This window comes from Nocardia sp. SSK8, from assembly GCF_037034205.1.
GTDB lineage: Bacteria > Actinomycetota > Actinomycetes > Mycobacteriales > Mycobacteriaceae > Nocardia.
The window spans coordinates 128061-144054 of sequence record NZ_JBAGKD010000002.1 but is presented as its reverse complement, the minus strand read 5'-3'; the positions used below and the strand labels follow the sequence as shown (position 1 = coordinate 144054).

General features: G+C 69.9%; 14 protein-coding genes. 5 read left to right on the top strand and 9 right to left on the bottom strand.

Annotation, left to right across the window (positions count from 1 at the left end; all coding sequences use genetic code 11):
* The first annotated feature begins 28 nt into the window (after window positions 1-28).
* Window positions 29-1675, top strand: coding sequence for an L-glutamate gamma-semialdehyde dehydrogenase (gene pruA / locus WA675_RS04230; RefSeq protein ID WP_336082094.1), 1647 nt, complete (start codon window positions 29-31; stop codon window positions 1673-1675).
* Window positions 1675-2649: a proline dehydrogenase family protein gene (locus WA675_RS04225; RefSeq protein ID WP_336082093.1), complete on the top strand. Its 975-nt coding sequence runs from the start codon at window positions 1675-1677 to the stop codon at window positions 2647-2649. Before pruA ends, WA675_RS04225 begins: the two co-directional genes overlap by 1 nt.
* Before the next feature lie 4 nt (window positions 2650-2653).
* On the opposite strand, the gene WA675_RS04220 is transcribed toward WA675_RS04225, so the two are convergent.
* Window positions 2654-4720, bottom strand: a complete 2067-nt coding sequence (locus WA675_RS04220) for an AMP-binding protein (RefSeq protein ID WP_336082092.1) — start codon at window positions 4718-4720, stop codon at window positions 2654-2656.
* A 317-nt stretch (window positions 4721-5037) separates the two neighbouring features.
* On the opposite strand from WA675_RS04220, the gene WA675_RS04215 reads away from it, so the two are divergent.
* Window positions 5038-7596: an ATP-dependent Clp protease ATP-binding subunit gene (locus WA675_RS04215; RefSeq protein ID WP_336082090.1), complete on the top strand. Its 2559-nt coding sequence runs from the start codon at window positions 5038-5040 to the stop codon at window positions 7594-7596.
* Window positions 7597-7660: 64 nt separating this feature from the next.
* Here the strand turns inward: WA675_RS04215 and WA675_RS04210 are convergent, their stop codons facing one another.
* From WA675_RS04210 to WA675_RS04200, 3 genes are all read right to left on the bottom strand, one after another.
* Complete coding sequence (locus WA675_RS04210; RefSeq protein ID WP_336082089.1) at window positions 7661-8053, bottom strand: hypothetical protein; 393 nt, start codon at window positions 8051-8053, stop codon at window positions 7661-7663.
* Window positions 8054-8125: 72 nt separating this feature from the next.
* Complete coding sequence (locus WA675_RS04205; protein ID WP_336082087.1) at window positions 8126-8935, bottom strand: carbohydrate-binding protein; 810 nt, start codon at window positions 8933-8935, stop codon at window positions 8126-8128.
* Window positions 8936-9323: 388 nt separating this feature from the next.
* Window positions 9324-10565 carry a cytochrome P450 gene (locus WA675_RS04200; RefSeq protein WP_336082822.1) on the bottom strand — a complete coding sequence of 414 codons (1242 nt, stop codon included), beginning with the start codon at window positions 10563-10565 and terminating at the stop codon, window positions 9324-9326.
* Window positions 10566-10756: 191 nt separating this feature from the next.
* Here WA675_RS04200 and WA675_RS04195 point away from each other — a divergent pair, with 191 nt between their 5' ends.
* Entirely contained in the window at window positions 10757-11311 is a 555-nt protein-coding gene (locus WA675_RS04195) for a TetR/AcrR family transcriptional regulator (RefSeq protein WP_336082086.1), read from the top strand.
* A gap of 4 nt (window positions 11312-11315) precedes the next feature.
* On the opposite strand, the gene WA675_RS04190 is transcribed toward WA675_RS04195, so the two are convergent.
* From WA675_RS04190 to WA675_RS04170, 5 genes are read right to left on the bottom strand one after another with little or no spacing between them, the layout of a single operon-like run.
* Complete coding sequence (locus tag WA675_RS04190; protein WP_336082085.1) at window positions 11316-12518, bottom strand: cytochrome P450; 1203 nt, start codon at window positions 12516-12518, stop codon at window positions 11316-11318.
* Window positions 12518-13120, bottom strand: coding sequence for a GTP-binding protein (locus tag WA675_RS04185; protein ID WP_336082084.1), 603 nt, complete (start codon window positions 13118-13120; stop codon window positions 12518-12520). The genes WA675_RS04190 and WA675_RS04185 overlap by 1 nt, the downstream gene beginning before the upstream one ends.
* Window positions 13095-13445: a DUF742 domain-containing protein gene (locus WA675_RS04180; RefSeq protein ID WP_336082082.1), complete on the bottom strand. Its 351-nt coding sequence runs from the start codon at window positions 13443-13445 to the stop codon at window positions 13095-13097. Before WA675_RS04180 ends, WA675_RS04185 begins: the two co-directional genes overlap by 26 nt.
* The gene (locus WA675_RS04175) at window positions 13445-13855 is read right to left on the bottom strand and encodes a roadblock/LC7 domain-containing protein (protein WP_336082080.1); all 411 of its coding nucleotides are present in this window, start codon (window positions 13853-13855) and stop codon (window positions 13445-13447) included. The genes WA675_RS04180 and WA675_RS04175 overlap by 1 nt, the downstream gene beginning before the upstream one ends.
* The gene (locus tag WA675_RS04170) at window positions 13833-15218 is read right to left on the bottom strand and encodes a sensor histidine kinase (protein WP_336082079.1); all 1386 of its coding nucleotides are present in this window, start codon (window positions 15216-15218) and stop codon (window positions 13833-13835) included. The genes WA675_RS04175 and WA675_RS04170 overlap by 23 nt, the downstream gene beginning before the upstream one ends.
* Before the next feature lie 296 nt (window positions 15219-15514).
* Between WA675_RS04170 and WA675_RS04165 the strand changes: the two genes are divergently transcribed.
* Window positions 15515-15946: a type II toxin-antitoxin system Rv0910 family toxin gene (locus WA675_RS04165; protein WP_336082078.1), complete on the top strand. Its 432-nt coding sequence runs from the start codon at window positions 15515-15517 to the stop codon at window positions 15944-15946.
* The last annotated feature ends 48 nt before the right edge of the window (window positions 15947-15994 follow it).

The following is a 15994-nucleotide window of genomic DNA, read 5'->3' as shown; positions in this document are numbered from 1 at the left end:
CCGCCCCGACGACGCAGGAGCCGCACTCATGGATGCCATCGCGACCACGCCCACGCCGGTCAACGAGCCCGTCGGCAGCTTCGCGCCCGGAACCCCCGAACGTCACCGCTTGCGGCGCGCGCTCACCGAGCTGGCGGCCACCCCCACCGAGATCACCCACGTCATCGGCGGACGCGCGGTCCGCGGGGACGGAGCGCTGTTCGAGGTCGTCCAGCCGCACCGCCACGCCGCCGTCCTCGGCACGCTGCACGAGGCGGGCACCGCCGAGGCCACCGCCGCGGTCGCGGCCGCCGTCGACGCGGCCCCCGCCTGGCAGGCGATGGCCTTCGAGGATCGTGCCGCGATCTTCCTGCGCGCCGCCGACCTGCTCGCCGGTCCGTGGCGCGAGACCATCGCCGCCGCGACCATGCTCGGCCAGTCCAAATCGGCCTATCAGGCCGAGATCGACGCGCCCTGCGAGCTGGTGGACTTCTGGCGGTTCAATGTCTCCTTCGCCCGCGGCATCCTGGCGGGGCAGCCGCTGTCCACGCGCGGGGTGTGGAACCGCATGCAGTACCGCTCGCTGGAGGGGTTCGTCTACGCGGTGACCCCGTTCAACTTCACCGCCATCGCCGGGAATCTGCCGACCGCGCCCGCCCTGATGGGCAATACCGTGATCTGGAAGCCCGCCCGGTCCCAGGCGGTCGCGGCCTATCTCACGATGCGGCTGCTGGAGGCCGCCGGGCTGCCGCCGGGGGTGATCAACCTGGTCAACGGGGCGGGCGCGGCGGTCTCGGACGTGGTGCTCGCCGATCCGCACCTGGCGGGCGTGCATTTCACCGGCTCGACGGCGACGTTCCAGCACCTGTGGCGGGAGGTGGCCGGGAATCTGGACCGGTATCGCACCTATCCGCGGCTGGTCGGTGAGACCGGTGGCAAGGACTTCGTGCTCGCCCACCCGTCGGCCGATCCGGCGGTGCTGACCACCGCGCTGTTGCGCGGCGCGTTCGACTACCAGGGCCAGAAGTGCTCGGCGGCCTCGCGCGCGTTCGTGCCGCGCTCGGTGTGGGCGGCCATGTCCGAGGACCTGATCGAGAAGACCTCGGCGCTGCGCTACGGCGATATCACCGATTTCGCGAATTTCGGTGGCGCCCTCATAGATCGGGCCGCCTTCGACCGCAATGTCACCGCCCTCGAGCGGGCCAAGGCCACGCCCGGCCTGACCGTGGTGGCGGGCGGGCACAGCGACGACGCCGAGGGCTGGTTCGTCGAACCGACCGTCGTGGTCGGCGACGACCCCACCGACGAGGTGTTCCACACCGAGTACTTCGGCCCGATCCTGGCCGTGCACGTCTACGACGACAGCACCCCGACCGGCTTCACCGACGCCATGGACCTGGTCGACCGAGGCAGCGCCTACGGCCTGACCGGCTCGATCATCGCCCAGGACCGTGCCGCGATCGCCGCCGCCACCGACCGGCTCACCTTCGCCGCGGGCAATTTCTACATCAACGACAAGCCCTCCGGCGCGGTCGTCGGCCAGCAGCCCTTCGGCGGCGGACGCGCCTCGGGCACCAACGACAAGGCGGGATCGGCGCAGAACCTGCTGCGCTGGACCTCGGCCCGCACGATCAAGGAGACCTTCACCCCACCCACCGAGCACCGCTACCCCCACCAGGAGCCGGAGGCCCACTGATGTCGGCACTGCTGCGTTCGACCCTGCTCGCCGCCGCGCATTCGCCCCGGCTGGAACGCGCGATCACCCGGCTGCCGGTCTCGCGGGACGTGGTGGCCCGGTTCGTCGCGGGCACCACCGTCGAGCAGGCGGTCCACACGGCCGAGACCCTGGTCGGCACCGGACGTTTCGTCAGCATCGACTACCTCGGCGAGGACACCACCGACCTCGCGCGGGCCGAAGCCACCGTCGAGCAGTACCGGGTGCTGATCGACGCGCTCGGGCGGCTGCCGCGGGCGGAGGTGGCACCGGGTGCGGTGCGGCCACTGGAGGTCTCGGTGAAACTGTCGGCCCTCGGGCAGGCGCTGCCCCGGGACGGGCACGCGGTGGCCCGCGAGCACGCCCGGCGGATCTGCGCGGCCGCCGAGGCCGCGGGCGTGTGGGTGACCGTCGACGCCGAGGACCACACCACCACCGACTCCACCCTGGCGATCGTGCGCGAACTACGCGAGGACTATCCCTGGCTGGGCACGGTGTTGCAGGCGTATCTGCGGCGCACCGAGGAGGACTGCCGCGCCCTGTCCGGCCCGGGCTCGCGGATCCGGTTGTGCAAGGGCGCCTATGACGAACCGGTGGGCGTGGCCTTCCGCGACCGCGCCGAGATCGACGCGTCGTACCTGCGCTGCCTGGCGATCCTCACCGCGGGCGCGGGCTATCCGATGATCGCCTCGCACGATCCGGCCATGCTCGCCGCGGCGGAGGTCGGGGTGCGGTCGGCGCGGCGCAAGACCGAGGAGTACGAATACCAGATGCTCTACGGCATCCGCGCCGACGAACAGCAGCGTCTCGCCGCGGCGGGCAATCACGTGCGCGTCTATATCCCCTACGGCGAGCAGTGGTATGGGTATTTCATGCGCCGCCTTGCCGAACGGCCCGCCAATGTGGGGTTCTTCCTGCGGGCACTGGTGCGGCCCGGCGGTGCCGAACCGGCCTGAGCGGCTATTCGCTCAGCGCCGACTCCGGGCGCACCAGCACGCGTTTGAGGATCTTGCCGGTCTCGCCGCGCGGCAGCGCGTGGAGGAAGGTCACGTCGCGCGGGACCGAGAACCGGCTGAGCCTGTTGCGGATATAGGTGCGGACCATGTCCGAATCCAGGCCCGCCCCTTCGCGTTTCACCACGAACGCGGCCAGGCGCTGCCCGAACTCCCGGTCCGGCACACCCACCACCGCGACCTCGGTGATCTGCGGCAGGTGCGCCAGCGCCTCCTCCACCGGCCGCGGGAAGACGTTCTCGCCGCCGGAGATGATCATCTCGTCGTCGCGGCCCGCCACGAACAACCGGCCCGCCGCGTCCAGATAGCCGAGATCACCGGTGTCGAGCATGCCGTCGGCCTCCTCCGGCGGCGCGGAGTTCACATAGCCGTCGAAGAGCATGTGGTTGGCGACGAAGATGTGCCCGGTCGCGCCCACCGGCACCGGCCGCAGATCCGGGCCGAGCACCGCCACCCGGGTGCCCAGCGGCGGCCTGCCCGCGGTGGTCGGCGAGACGCGCAGGTCCGCCGGAGTGGCCACGCTCGCCCAGGACACCTCGGTCGAGCCGTAGACGTTGTAGAGCAGATCGCCGAAGGTGTCGAGGAAACGCAGCACCGTGGCCCCGGCCAGCGGCGCGCCACAGCTGACCACGTGCCGCAGGCTGGACAGGTCCAGGCCCGCGCGCACGGCCTCGGGCACATCGAGCAGCCGCTCGACCATGGTCGGCACGACGATCAGCGTGGTGATCTTGTGCTCGGCGACCGCGCGCAGGCACTCGACCGCGTCGAATCCGTCGCTGAGCACCACGGTGGCGCGCAGCGCGGTACTCAGCTGCAACCCGGCCAGGCCCCAGGTGTGGAACAGCGGGGCCGGGATGAGCATCACTTCTTCGACGCGCAACGGGATCCGCGACAGCAGCGCGGCGATGGTGCCGAAGCCCTTGGCGTGCGGGCGGCGCGCGCCCTTGGGTGAGCCGCTGGTGCCCGAGGTGAGCACGATCAGCCTGCCGGGATGGGCGGGCACCGGGAAATCGGTGTGGCCCAGCGCGATCAGGTTCTCGATGGTGGTGCGTTCGCGGTTCGGTGGACGATCGTCGGTGGTGAACCGTGGGACGTCGTTGTGCAGGTAGCGGATGAGTTTCTCGAGCTCGCCGTCGACATAGACCGCGTTGAGCCGGTGCCGCTGGACGATCTCCTCGATCCGCCTGCCCGACAGGCCCGCGTTGAGCAACGCCACGTCGACGCCGAGTTTGCCCGCGGCGACCATGGTTTCGACCATGCCCGCGTGATTGCGGGCCAGCAGGCCGATCGCGTCACCGGCGCGCAGGCCCAGGTCGTACATCGCCCCGGCCAGCGCGGTGGACCGGGCGTCGACCTCGCCGAAGGTGCGGCGCCCGTGCGGATCGATGAGCGCGATCCGGTCCGGCGCGTGTGCCGCGCCCGCGCCGTAACCCCCGGCCAGATTGAAGCCCCACTTCGACAGCGAGCGCAGCTGCCGCACCATCGACATCGGTTCGGGCCGCATCAGCCCGGTGGCGGCGATACTGCGCGCCACCCCGGCATTGCGGCGCAGCGGCGAGCGCTCGGCATTGACCACCACCGAGGACCGGGTTCCGGCGATCACGTCGGCGGTGCGGCGCAACCCCGCCCGGACCCAGTCGGTGACCACCGAATTGGCCTTCGGCTCCAGCGCCGGATGCACCCGGGCGGCGGCGAAGAGCGTGATGTCGAGCCGGGTGCGCTGCTGGTCGCCGCGCAACCGGATGGCGGCGAAACTGCCCAGTTGCCTGCTGCGCAGTTCGAAACTCTCGTACCAGCGGCCGATCTCGAGGACGAACTCGTGGGTTTCGATCCCCGCGGCGGCCGAACCGACCCGGACCTGCCAGACCACCGCCCCGTCGGGGCGCTCCACGCGTTCGCAGCTGCCGATCCCGGTGAACATCCGCGGATAGCTCTGCGGATCCAGCAGTACATCCCACAATGCTTGCCGCGCGATGGTGAAATCCGCGGTGACATCGATGACGTCGGTGACCAAACTCCGTGCTCTTCTCCCCGTCGGCCTGTTCGACCAGCGTGGTCGGCGGGCGAATATGGGCGCGGTGGTCGATCCCTCCGCGCGGGTCGTCACGCTACTCTGCCGTGCCGCTCCGCGATCAAGAATCAGACAAAACCGGTGGTTTCGGACCGGTTTCGCCGGAGTTTGGTTTGCGCGCCACACCTCGGCACGTTGTAGATGTGAAACTGTCCAACCGCTTGCACCCCGGACACGGATGCCGAAGGATTGCTGGCAGCACACCGACCGATCTGCGGAACCGGCCGCCGCGCGCGGCCCGACGAGCGAAGAGGTAGGGAATGACTGCGAGCTGGCCGAGTTCGATGGACTCCTTCGACGACATCTTCCAGCGGTTCTTCGGATCCGGCATGTCCGCGAAACCGCCCGTACAGCGCATCGATCTCGGCAGATTGATGACCGACAACGCCAAGTTGCTGATCGGTTCGGCGCGCGAGGCCGCCCAGGAGTGGGGCAATGCCGAGATCACCCCCGAGCACCTGCTCTACGCGGCCACCGAGGCCGAGCCGGGGCGCAGTATCGTCGCCGAGCTCAGCCTGGACCCGGACCAGGTCGCCGAGCAGATGCAGGACTATCTCGACACCGGCTCGCCCAGCGACAGCGACCTCGCCGACATCACCCTCAGCCCCGCCACCAAGCTGGCCCTGCGCGCCGCGCAGCGGCAGGCCGCGCAGTCCGGCAGCAGCTACATCGGCCCCGAGCACATCCTGCTCGGCATCGCCGCGCTGCCCGACAGCGTCGCCGCCCAGGCGCTGGTGGCCGGTCTGGCGGCGACCCAGAGCGGCTCCCCGTCGGGTGCGGCGACCCCGGGCGGACCCGCGGCCGTGCGCAAGAAGGACAACTCCGACACCCCCACGCTGGACGAATACGGCCGCGATCTCACCGCCGAGGCGCGGGAGGGCCTGGTCGACCCGGTGGTCGGACGGGCCGAGGAGATCGAGCAGACCATCGAGATCCTCTCGCGCAGGCGCAAGAACAATCCGGTGCTGATCGGCGATCCCGGCGTCGGCAAGACGGCGATCGTGGAGGGGCTGGCCCAGCGCATCGTCAACAACGATGTGCCGTCGACGCTGGCCGATCGCCGGGTGATCGCCCTCGATGTGGGCACGCTGGTGGCGGGCAGCAAGTACCGCGGCGAGTTCGAGGAACGGCTGACCAAGATCCTCGACGAGGTCCGCGCGCACTCCGACGAGCTGATCGTGTTCATCGACGAGCTGCACACCATCGTCGGTGCCGGAGGCGGCGGCGAGGGCTCGATGGACGCGGGCAACCTGCTCAAGCCCGCGCTGGCCCGCGGCGAACTGCACGTCGTCGGCGCGACCACCATCGATGAGTACCGCAAGTACATCGAGAAGGACGCGGCGCTCGAGCGCCGGTTCCAGCCGGTCATGGTGTCGGAGCCGTCGGTGGCGGATACCGTGGAGATCCTGCGCGGGCTCGCCGATGTCTACGAGGAGCACCACCAGGTGCGCTACTCCGACGAGTCGCTGGTCGCGGCCGCGCAGCTCTCGGATCGCTACATCACCGACCGGTTCATGCCCGACAAGGCGATCGACCTGATCGACCAGGCGGGCGCGCGGGTGCGGCTGCGTTCGGGCACGCCCGATCCGGAGGTGAAGGCCCGCGACGAGCGCATCGCCAAGCTGTACCGGGAGAAGGACGCCGCGGTCGACAACGAGGACTACGAGCGGGCCACCGCGATCAAGGCCGAGATCGCCACGGCCGAGGACGAACTCGAGGAATCCGGCGCGACCTCGGCCGAACCGGTGGTCGACGTGGTCGATATCGCCGAGGTGATCTCGCGCCAGACCGGCATCCCGGTCGCCGATCTCACCGCCGAGGAGAAGCAGCGCCTGCTCGAACTCGAGGACGTGCTGCACAAGCGAGTGATCGGCCAGGACGAGGCGATCGTGGCGGTGGCCGAGGCGGTGCGCCGGGCCAGGGCCGGGCTCAAGGACCCGAACCGGCCGATCGGCTCGTTCCTGTTCCTCGGACCCACCGGGGTCGGCAAGACCGAGCTGGCCAAGGCGCTGGCCGAAGCGGTGTTCGGCGACGAGGACCGGCTGATCCGCTTCGACATGAGCGAGTTCCAGGAGAAGCACACCGTCTCGCGGCTGGTCGGCGCGCCGCCCGGATATGTCGGCTACGACGATGCCGCGCAGCTCACCGACAAGGTGCGCAGGCAACCGTATTCGGTGATCCTGTTCGACGAGGTCGAGAAGGCCCATCCGGATGTGTTCAATGTCCTGCTGCAACTGCTCGACGACGGCCGGGTCACCGATTCCAAGGGCCGCACGGTCGATTTCAAGAACACCATCGTGATCATGACCTCCAATATCGGCTCGGACCTGATTCTCAAAGCGCCCGAGGGTGATCTGGACGCGATCACGCCGCAGCTGATGGAACGGCTGCAACAGCATTTCCGGCCGGAATTCCTCAACCGCATCGACGAGACCGTGGTGTTCCACCGGCTCGACAAGTCGCAGCTGGAGCGGATCGTCAACCTGATCCTGGACAAGACCCGGCGCATGCTCGCCGCCCAGGACATCGGCCTGGAGATCAGCGAACCGGCGGTGGATTGGCTGGGCGAGCGCGGGTTCCAGCCGGAATTCGGCGCGCGGCCGCTGCGCCGCACGGTGCAGCGCGAACTCGACAACCGGATCTCGCGGTTGCTGCTCGACGGCGGGCTGGAACCGGGCGCGACAGTATCGGTCGAGGTGGCGGACGACGATCTGGTCGTCACCGCGGCGAATCCGGCGGGCAAGGCCGAAGGAAACGGCGCGGACCCGAAGAAGACCACCAAGAAGGCGAGTAAGAAGAAGGCCGACGCCAAGAAGTGATCGGCACCGGAACGACGCCACTGGCCCGGTCCCCGGGGACCGGGCCGGTGGCGTGTATGCCGGTTCAGCCGCCGGTGACCACGCAGTTCTCGCCGAAACGGTAGCCGCGGCCCACCGACACGGTGGCGCTGCTGCCGATCCCGTCCTGATAGGCGGTCAGCGTGTGGACGCCCTCGTAGGCGGGCACCCAGTTGTACATGGCCACACCGTCGGTAGGGGCGACCACGGCCAGCAGCTCGCCGTTGTCGTAGTAGGACACGGGGACGATCCCGATACTGAGCCGCGCCAGCAGCTGATAGGTGCACCCGGTGCCGTAATTGGTCGACGACCCGACACTGATATTCGGTTTGACGGTCAATTGCGAAACACCCGCCGAGGCGCCCGGCGCGCCGATCGTCATCGCCAGCACCGCCGCGCCGGTGGCCGCGATGGCGAAAGCGAACTTCCTGTCACTCATCTCTCACGTCCCTTCGAGTCGGCCCCAATCCTCACCCCAGCGGCGGGCCGATGGTGGGAGAACACACGCGATTCATGCCCGGGACCAGAGCGCGGGGGTGTTCGGGGGCGTCCAGTTGGGGTCGTGCACAGTGTGCGCCTGCCGACAGGTGTAGGTGACGCCCTGATAGGTGACCTTGTCGCCGACCGCGTAGGTGGCGCCCTGCCGCCAGGACGAGCCCGCCGGTGCGGTGGTGGTGGGATGGTGATGGCCGGGAGTCGTCGTGCTGGGCGGTTTCGTGGTGGTGGCGGGCGGTTTCGTGGTGGTCGGCGGGGCGGTGGTGGTCGGTGCCGGGGTGGTCGTGGTCGGCTTCGGGGTAGTGGTCGGGGCGGTACCGCCACCGATCTCGAGGTCGACGCAGCTGTAGAACGCGGCGGCCGTGTCACCGATGTTCCACACGGCCCGCAATTTCTGACGACCGGAATAGTTTGACAGGTCGAGCGTGTGGGCGACTTCCATCGGCGGCTGTTCGTTGCGCCCGTCGAAGACCGCGATTCTGGTGTTCCCGAGGAAATACTCCCAATTCAGGGTCCGGTGATTGGCGGTGTTCTTCCACGTGAACGTCGTGACGCCGGAGACTTTCTGCGGAATCCACCCGAGACTGTCGTCGTCGAGTTCGGGATACTTGTTCGCACTGCACGAGCTGAGCCCCTTGGGCCCCTCCACACTCTGTGGTTCGTATTTCACCGCACCGCAGGACACCAGCCCGCGGGCGCACTGTTCCTGCCTGCTGGCCGGGCCGGTGACCCAGCCGTGCGCATGGGCATTCGCCACGGGGACGAGCAGCGAGGCGATCGGGGCGACCACCATCGCACCGGCGAGGAACAGAAATCGGTTTCTCACGTGAATACTCCTTGGAAACGCATACGGAGGACGGCAGGGGCCGGCGTGCCGTCCGGAAACATTTCGAGCGAGTGGGACAGTAGGACGGCCAAGATCACCCGTCAAGGGTGCCTCCCACGCGGAAATGCCGTTACCAGTGGGTATTTCACCGACGATTCCAGCGGGTGCGAATTCGGCGAACAACCAGCCTTCGAACCAACCGGTATCCACCCGCCGCAATCATCCGGTTAACCTCCCAGTTCCGGGCGTTCCGCGGATTTGCCGGAGGTTGCGGATAGGGATTCCGGTTCGCAACAAGAGCGCTTTTTGTGGTTGCCGGGGGTAGCGCGGGTGCCGCGCGGCGAACTTGCGCGACCCCTGCCGAATTCGTCGTGATCGGCCGCGCCGGTCAGCGGGGTGTGATCGTCAGCGGCAGGCTCGCGTGGCGGCGGACGAACAGGCTCGGTAGCCAGCGGGGCGGTTCGTCGGCGCGCAGGGCGAAGTGGGTGGTGCGGTCGAGCAGCAGGGTGAGCGCGGCGGTGGCTTCCAGGCGGGCCAACGTCGAGCCGATGCAGAAGTGTGCGCCCGCCCCGAAGGCGGTGTGGGTGCGTCCGCGGGGGCGAGTCAGGTCGACGGTGTCGGGGTCGGGATACCGCGCGGGATCGCGGTTGGCCGCGCCCCACAGCAGGAGGAGGTGGCTGCCCGCGCGCAGGTCGACGTCGCCGAGCCGGGTGTCGCTCACGACGTGCCGGTGATGGCCGCGGAAGGGCGATTCCAGGCGTAGTGCCTCGTCCAGGAAGGTCGCGACGAGTTCCGGGCGCTCGCGCAGGCGGGCTTGGAGTTCGGGGTCGGTGGCGAGGACGCGGACCGCGGAGGCGATCAGACCGGCGGTCGATTCCCCACCCGCGCCGATGAGCTGCACCAGGATCAGGACGGCCTGCTGGTCGTCGATGCGGCCGTCGGCGACCGCCGCGACGAGGACGGCGAGCAGCGTCGGCGGGGAATCCGCGTCGGCGACTTGCTCTTTCGCCGTCCGCAAGGCCAGGTAGGCGTAGTGGGCCAGTTCGGCCGCCGAGGTGATCAGCGCGGGCATCCGGCCCTCGGCGACGACCCCGCCCAGCATCTCCGTCGAGTCGTAGGCCCAGGTCAGCAAGCGGGGCACGTCCGCGGCGGGGAAACCGACGAGTTCGGCGATCAGTGCCAGGGGCAGCCGGTCGGCCATGCCGGTGGCCCAGTCGATCCGGTCCCCGTCGAGTTCCTCGGTCCAGAGCCGCTCGGTGAGCGCGGTGACGACGGGGCTCAGGGCACGGACCCGTTTGGCCAGGGCCGGGCCGATGATGCCGCGGTGCGCGGCGTGGGTGGCGCCGTCGGTGGTGGCCAGCACGTGGACGGCCTCGCCCGCCGCGTCCAGGGCGAAGGTCGACGGCGCCGCTCCGGGACGCGCGACGAGCACGCCGGTCAGGTGGGAGGAGAAGTCCGCGGTGCGCGCGGTGGCCTCGGTGACCGCGTCCCAGGAGGAGACGAGCGCGAAATCCGTTCCCGGCACCGGATACACCGGCGCGTGAGTGCGCAGGGCGCGATACAGCGGGACGGGATCGTCGAGGACGGCCGGGTCGAACAGATCGAAGGTCGCGAGGTCGGTCACGGCGATGCCTTTCCTGGTCAGGAGTATCGGCGCCCACCGTGCGCCGATCCGGGCACAGGGTCAACGAGTGTCGCGAGGTGAGACGGCCGGTGGAGACACGCCTCGACCGTTCTCGCCGGAAAGACCTGTTCGCCGACGAGAGTTCGAGTAGACAGATTCCGGAAAGTGTCTCAGAGCGAGACGGAAGGGAGCCGCTCATGACCACACACAACGACTGGCTGACCGGCGGCGACCGCCGGGCCGTCGCCGTCGACCGCATCGAACGCGCGGCCCTGGCCCTGTTCCTCGAACGCGGCATCGACGCCGTCACCGCCGCGGACATCGCCGCCGCCGCGGGCTGCTCCCGCGCCACCCTCTACCGCCACGTCGGCGGCAAACCACACCTCGTCCGCTCCGTCATGCTGCGCGCCGCGGGCACCGTCGTCGCCCGCATAGAAACGGCGATCAACCGGGTCCCGGCGCAACGCCGACCGGTCGAGGCCATCCTGGCCGCGGTGGCCGCCCTGCGCGCCGACCCGGTCCTGCACCAGTGGCTCACCCGCCACCGCTCCCCCGGCACCGACGAATTCCTCGCCGCCGCACCCGAACTCGGCGACCTGGCGACCACCCTCACCCGCATCGCACCCGACGCCGCGGCCGCGGCCTGGATCGTCCGCGTAGTGCTCTCCCTGCTCACCTGGCCCCTACCCGACGCCGCGGCCGAACGCGCACTGGTCGAACGCTTCGTCGGCCCAGCCCTGCGCACTCGCTGACGGGTCAGGGCATCGGTAGCGGTGGTGTCTTCGGGAACCGCACCGGGAGGGCGGCCAGTGAGCGGTGGAAGGGGCCGGGTCGCCAGACCAGGTCCTCGGCGGGGACGGCCAGGCTCAGTTCGGGGAGCGCGTCGAGGAGCTGGTCGATCGCGTCCTGGACGATCAGATACGCCACCGACTTGGCGGGGCAGCCGTGGGGGCCCGCGCTCCAGGCCAGGTGGGCGCGGTTGTCGACCACATCGCGGCCCGCGATGGCCGGATCGTTGTTGCACGCCGACATCGAGATCACGACCGGTTCGTTGGCGGGCAGCCACACCTCGTCGATCAGGATCGGCTGACGCGGGTAGGTCATGCAGAAATTGGCCAGCGGCGGGTCGGTGAAGAGGACCTCGTCGAGGGCGTCGCGGGTGGACAGGCTGCCGCCGAGGACGTCACCGGCGAAGCGGTCGTCGGTGAGCATCAGCCGCAGCGTGTTGACCACCAGGTTCAGCATCGGTTCGATGCCCGCGCCGTAGAGCACCAGCAGCTGGTGCACCAGTTCCTCGTCGGTGAGCGCGGCGGGATGGTGCAGCAGGCGGGTGGCGACATCGTCGCCGGGTTCGCGCTGACGCAGCACGACCAGGTCCGACAGCGCGCTGGCCAGCAGGTTGTTGCCCGCCTCCGCGTCGTCGCCCTCGAAGATCTGGGCCATGCCGGTGGCGACCCGCTGCCCGATCTCCGGGGTGCAGCCCAGCATCGAGTTCAGCGCCTGGAAGACCAGCGGAAACGCGTACTGGCTCAGCAGATCCGCCGAGCCGGACGCGCAGAAGCTGTTGATCAGCGGGATGGCGAACTGCTCGATGGTGGTGTGCATCGCGTACAGGTCGACCCCGGCGATACCGGCCACATTGGCCTGCCGGTAGCGCGCGTGCTCGGCGCCGGTGGTGCGCAGCGCCGCGGGGCGGAACTGCAGCATGGGCAGCACCGGGCAGTCCTGCGGGATATCGCGCTGCCAGGCGCGCGGATCGGCCGGGAAGTGCTCGGGATCGTTGAGGATGCGGACCGCGGTGTGATAGCCGATGACCAGCGTCGCCCGGATCCCCGGCGACAGCTCGACCGGCACCACCGAACCGAACCGGCGCCGCATCTCCCGGTAGGCGGCCTGCGGATCGGCGGCGAATTCCGGCGCGTACATCGGCACGCGCTCGCCGACGACGAGTTCGGGCATCACGACGCGGCCGCTTCCTGCCTGCGGAACAGGAACTCCGCCAGGGTGATCAGCGCGCGCAGGCCGTGATCGCGGCGGCGCGCGTCCACGGCGACCACCGGGGTCTCCGGTGCCAGGTCCAGCGCCTCGCGCACTTCCTCGAGCGGATAGCGGCGGAAGCCCTCGAACTCGTTGACCGCCACCGCGTAGGGCACGCCGCGCTGCTCGAGCGCGGACAGCACGTCGTCGGCCTTCTCGATACGGCGGGTGTCGACCAGCACCAGCGCGCCCAGCGCGCCGCGGGCCAGCTCCTCCCACAGCGGGGCGAAGCGTTCCTGGCCCGGCGTGCCGAACAGGTACAGCGCCAGTTGCGGATTCAGGGTGAGCCTGCCGAAGTCCAGGGCCACGGTGGTCTGGACCTTGGTCCCCAGCCCGGCCATGTCGTCGACGCCGATACTGGCCTCGGTGATCGTCTCCTCGGTGCGCAGCGGCCGGATCTCCGACACGGTGCCGACGAAGGTGGTCTTCCCGACGCCGAAGTTGCCTGCTACCAGGATCTTCACCGACCGCGTCACGGTATCCGCGACGTAATCGACCTCAGCCCGCGAGGGCACGGAGCCCATGCAGCACCTCCTTGATCAACGCTAGTTCCGGCTTCACCTCAGCCGGAGTGGGGCACTGCAGATGTCCGCTGTCGAGCAGATCGGACACGAGGATCTTCACCACCGAGGCGGGCAGATCGAGATAGGCCGACAATTCGGCGACCGAGAGCGCGCCGCGGCGGCTGAGCAGGCCCAGCACGCGCCGCTGATCGGGCCGGTGGTCCGGCCGCGGATCGGCGACCGCGCGGATCAGGGTGACCAGATCCAGTTCGCGGGCGGCCTTGACCCGACCCCCGGCCCGGACATACGACCGGACCAGGTCGGGGTCACGCCTGCCGCGGGTCATTACCTGCCACCGTGGCGGGGCGCGCTGCCGATCTCGTGGCCGACCCGCGAGGACAGCTCGTTCATCCGGTGGGCGACCAGCGCGACATCGACATCGAGGGTGGTCGCCACCCCTAGTAGCGCGCCCGACCCGGCGGCGGTGATCATGATCATGCCCTCGTCGTACTCGGTCATGTTCTGGCGCACCGCGTTCTGCGCGCCACCGCAGAACTCGCCGAGCGCCTTGCCGAGTGAACGCAGGCCCGAGGCGGCCGCGGCGAAGCGCTCGGCGTCGTCCTTGGCCACACCACGGGAGTGGGCGATGCGCAGTCCGTCCTCGGACAGCAGCACCGCGAAGCGGACGCCGGGGATCTCCAGATCCCCGAGCAGCCACGCCAATCGGTTCGTGCTATCGGCCACCGGTGTGCTCATCGGCTGTTCCTTCCGTGGTTCGCTCGGCCGCAGCGGCGCGACCGCTGCGGGAACCGCTGTGCCAGGCAGCGGCGAGTTCGGGGCGAGCCTGCCCCGTTTCGGTGGCTGCCCCCGCCGAATCCGGGGCAACCGGCCTGCGACGGCGCTTGGGCAGGCCGCCGCTGGTGATCTCGTGGACCTCGGCACCGCGTTCGGGCTCGACGAGGTCGGGGACGGGCACCGGAACGTGCGCGGTCGCGGTGAGTTCCGGTTCGGGCAGGCGCGGGGCCGCGCCCGAGACCAGCAGCGCGGCGGGCACATACACCATGGCCCGCATGCCGCCGAAGATATTGGGTCCGTCGACGTGCACGGAGAAGCCGTAGCGGCGCGCCAGCGCGGCGATGCCGGGGAAGCCGACCTTGGGCGCGGGGCCCAGGTCGTGGATGTCGACGGGCCGTTCGCCGCTGAGCACCAGGCGGGCGTCCTCGAGCTGCTCGGGACTCATCCGCATGCCCGCGTCGTCGATGATCACGGTGACGCCGTGATGGCCCTCCTGGAACCCGACCTCGACGAACGACGAGGGCGGTGAGTACCGCAGCGCGTTGTCGAGCAGGGTGGCCAGGGTGTGCACCAGCGGTTCCACCGCGCGGCTGATCACCACCCGGTCGGACTGGCCCGAGCGCACCCGCAGGAATTCCCGGACCCGGCCGGTCGCGCCACCGACGACGTCGGTGAGCGACTGCTGCGGCCAGCGGCGCCCGGGCAGACCACCGGAGACGATCACATAGGACTGCGCCTGGCGGATCATCTGCTGCACGGTGTGGTCGATGCGGGTCAGCGTCTCGTAGATCGCGTCGTCGCGGTGCTCGCGCAGCGCGGCGCTCACCACCTGGCCGAGGTCGGTGCCGAGGCTGACCACCGAGGTGCCGAACGAGCGCACCGCGGCACTGGTCGCCGCGCGCGAGGCGGCCGAGAGTTCGTTGCCCGCCTGCTCGTGGGCGGCCTGCACCTCGGCGGTGCGGCGCTGTTCGCTGTAGCGCTCGACCATCGCCCTGGTGTCCTCGGCGACGGCACGCAGGTCCTCGGCGTGGCCGGTCGCGATCCACTGCAGGGCCTGGCCGGGCGGGGTCTGCGCCAGCTCGGCGGGCATCTCCACGCCGACCTGCGGGATCTCGTGCCTGCGCACGGCCTCGGTGATGGCAGGGAGGGTGGTCTGCGCCAACCGGAGCACTACCTCTTCCATCGCGAGGCGATCCCGGACGGCGGCATCGGTGCGCAGCCGTTGCTGACGCTCGTTGCGCATCGCCAGCACGGCGACACCCATCGCGAGCAGTAACAGCGGAGCCCCGATGATCAGTAACAGCACCGCGATTCCTGAGTTCATCAGATCTTTCGTCGTCGTCGACCACTCCGGCGCCCTGGTCGGTGGGCCCTCACCGGCCGACCCGGGAGGCATTCGCACGAGCCGTACGGCGTTTCGGGTTACCCGATACACACGCTCCGGTTCCAGCGACCCGCACACCCTAGCAGCACCGTGAACGTTCCCGAGGCCGGATCGTGCTGTCCGCCATCAGATTTCCCCGCGAAAGCCACCCATGGTATTGGGCAGCTGATCTATTCTGGTTTGCTATGCCTCGAGCCGCCCGAGGCGGAACCACGGGTACCGGATACTATCCGGGCGTGGCGAAACTCAAGCTCTCCGTCGATGTCCCCGTCCCGCCGGACGAGGCCTGGAATCATGCCGCCGATCTGCCCCACCTCGGTGACTGGCTGACCATTCACGAGGCCTGGCGCGGCGAGCTCCCCGCGGAGCTGACCCCCGGCACCGTGCTCGTCGGGATCGCGCGCGTGAAAGGCTTCCGCAACAAGGTCACCTGGACCGTGCGCACCGCCGAACCCCCGCGTCGCCTGCAGCTGACCGGCACCGGGATCGGCGGCACCAAGTTCGGTCTCGGGATGGTCGTGGCAGCGCACGGCACCGGCTCCAAGGTGAGCGTCGACATCGACCTGGGTGGCGCGCCGCTGTTCGGCCCGATCGGCTCGGCGGTGGCCAAGGCGCTGCGCGGTGATATCGAGCGCTCGCTGGAAGCGTTCGTCAAGCTCTACGGCTGACCCCTGCTACGACGAAGCCCGGGCCGGACTGCGCTGTCCGGCCCGGGC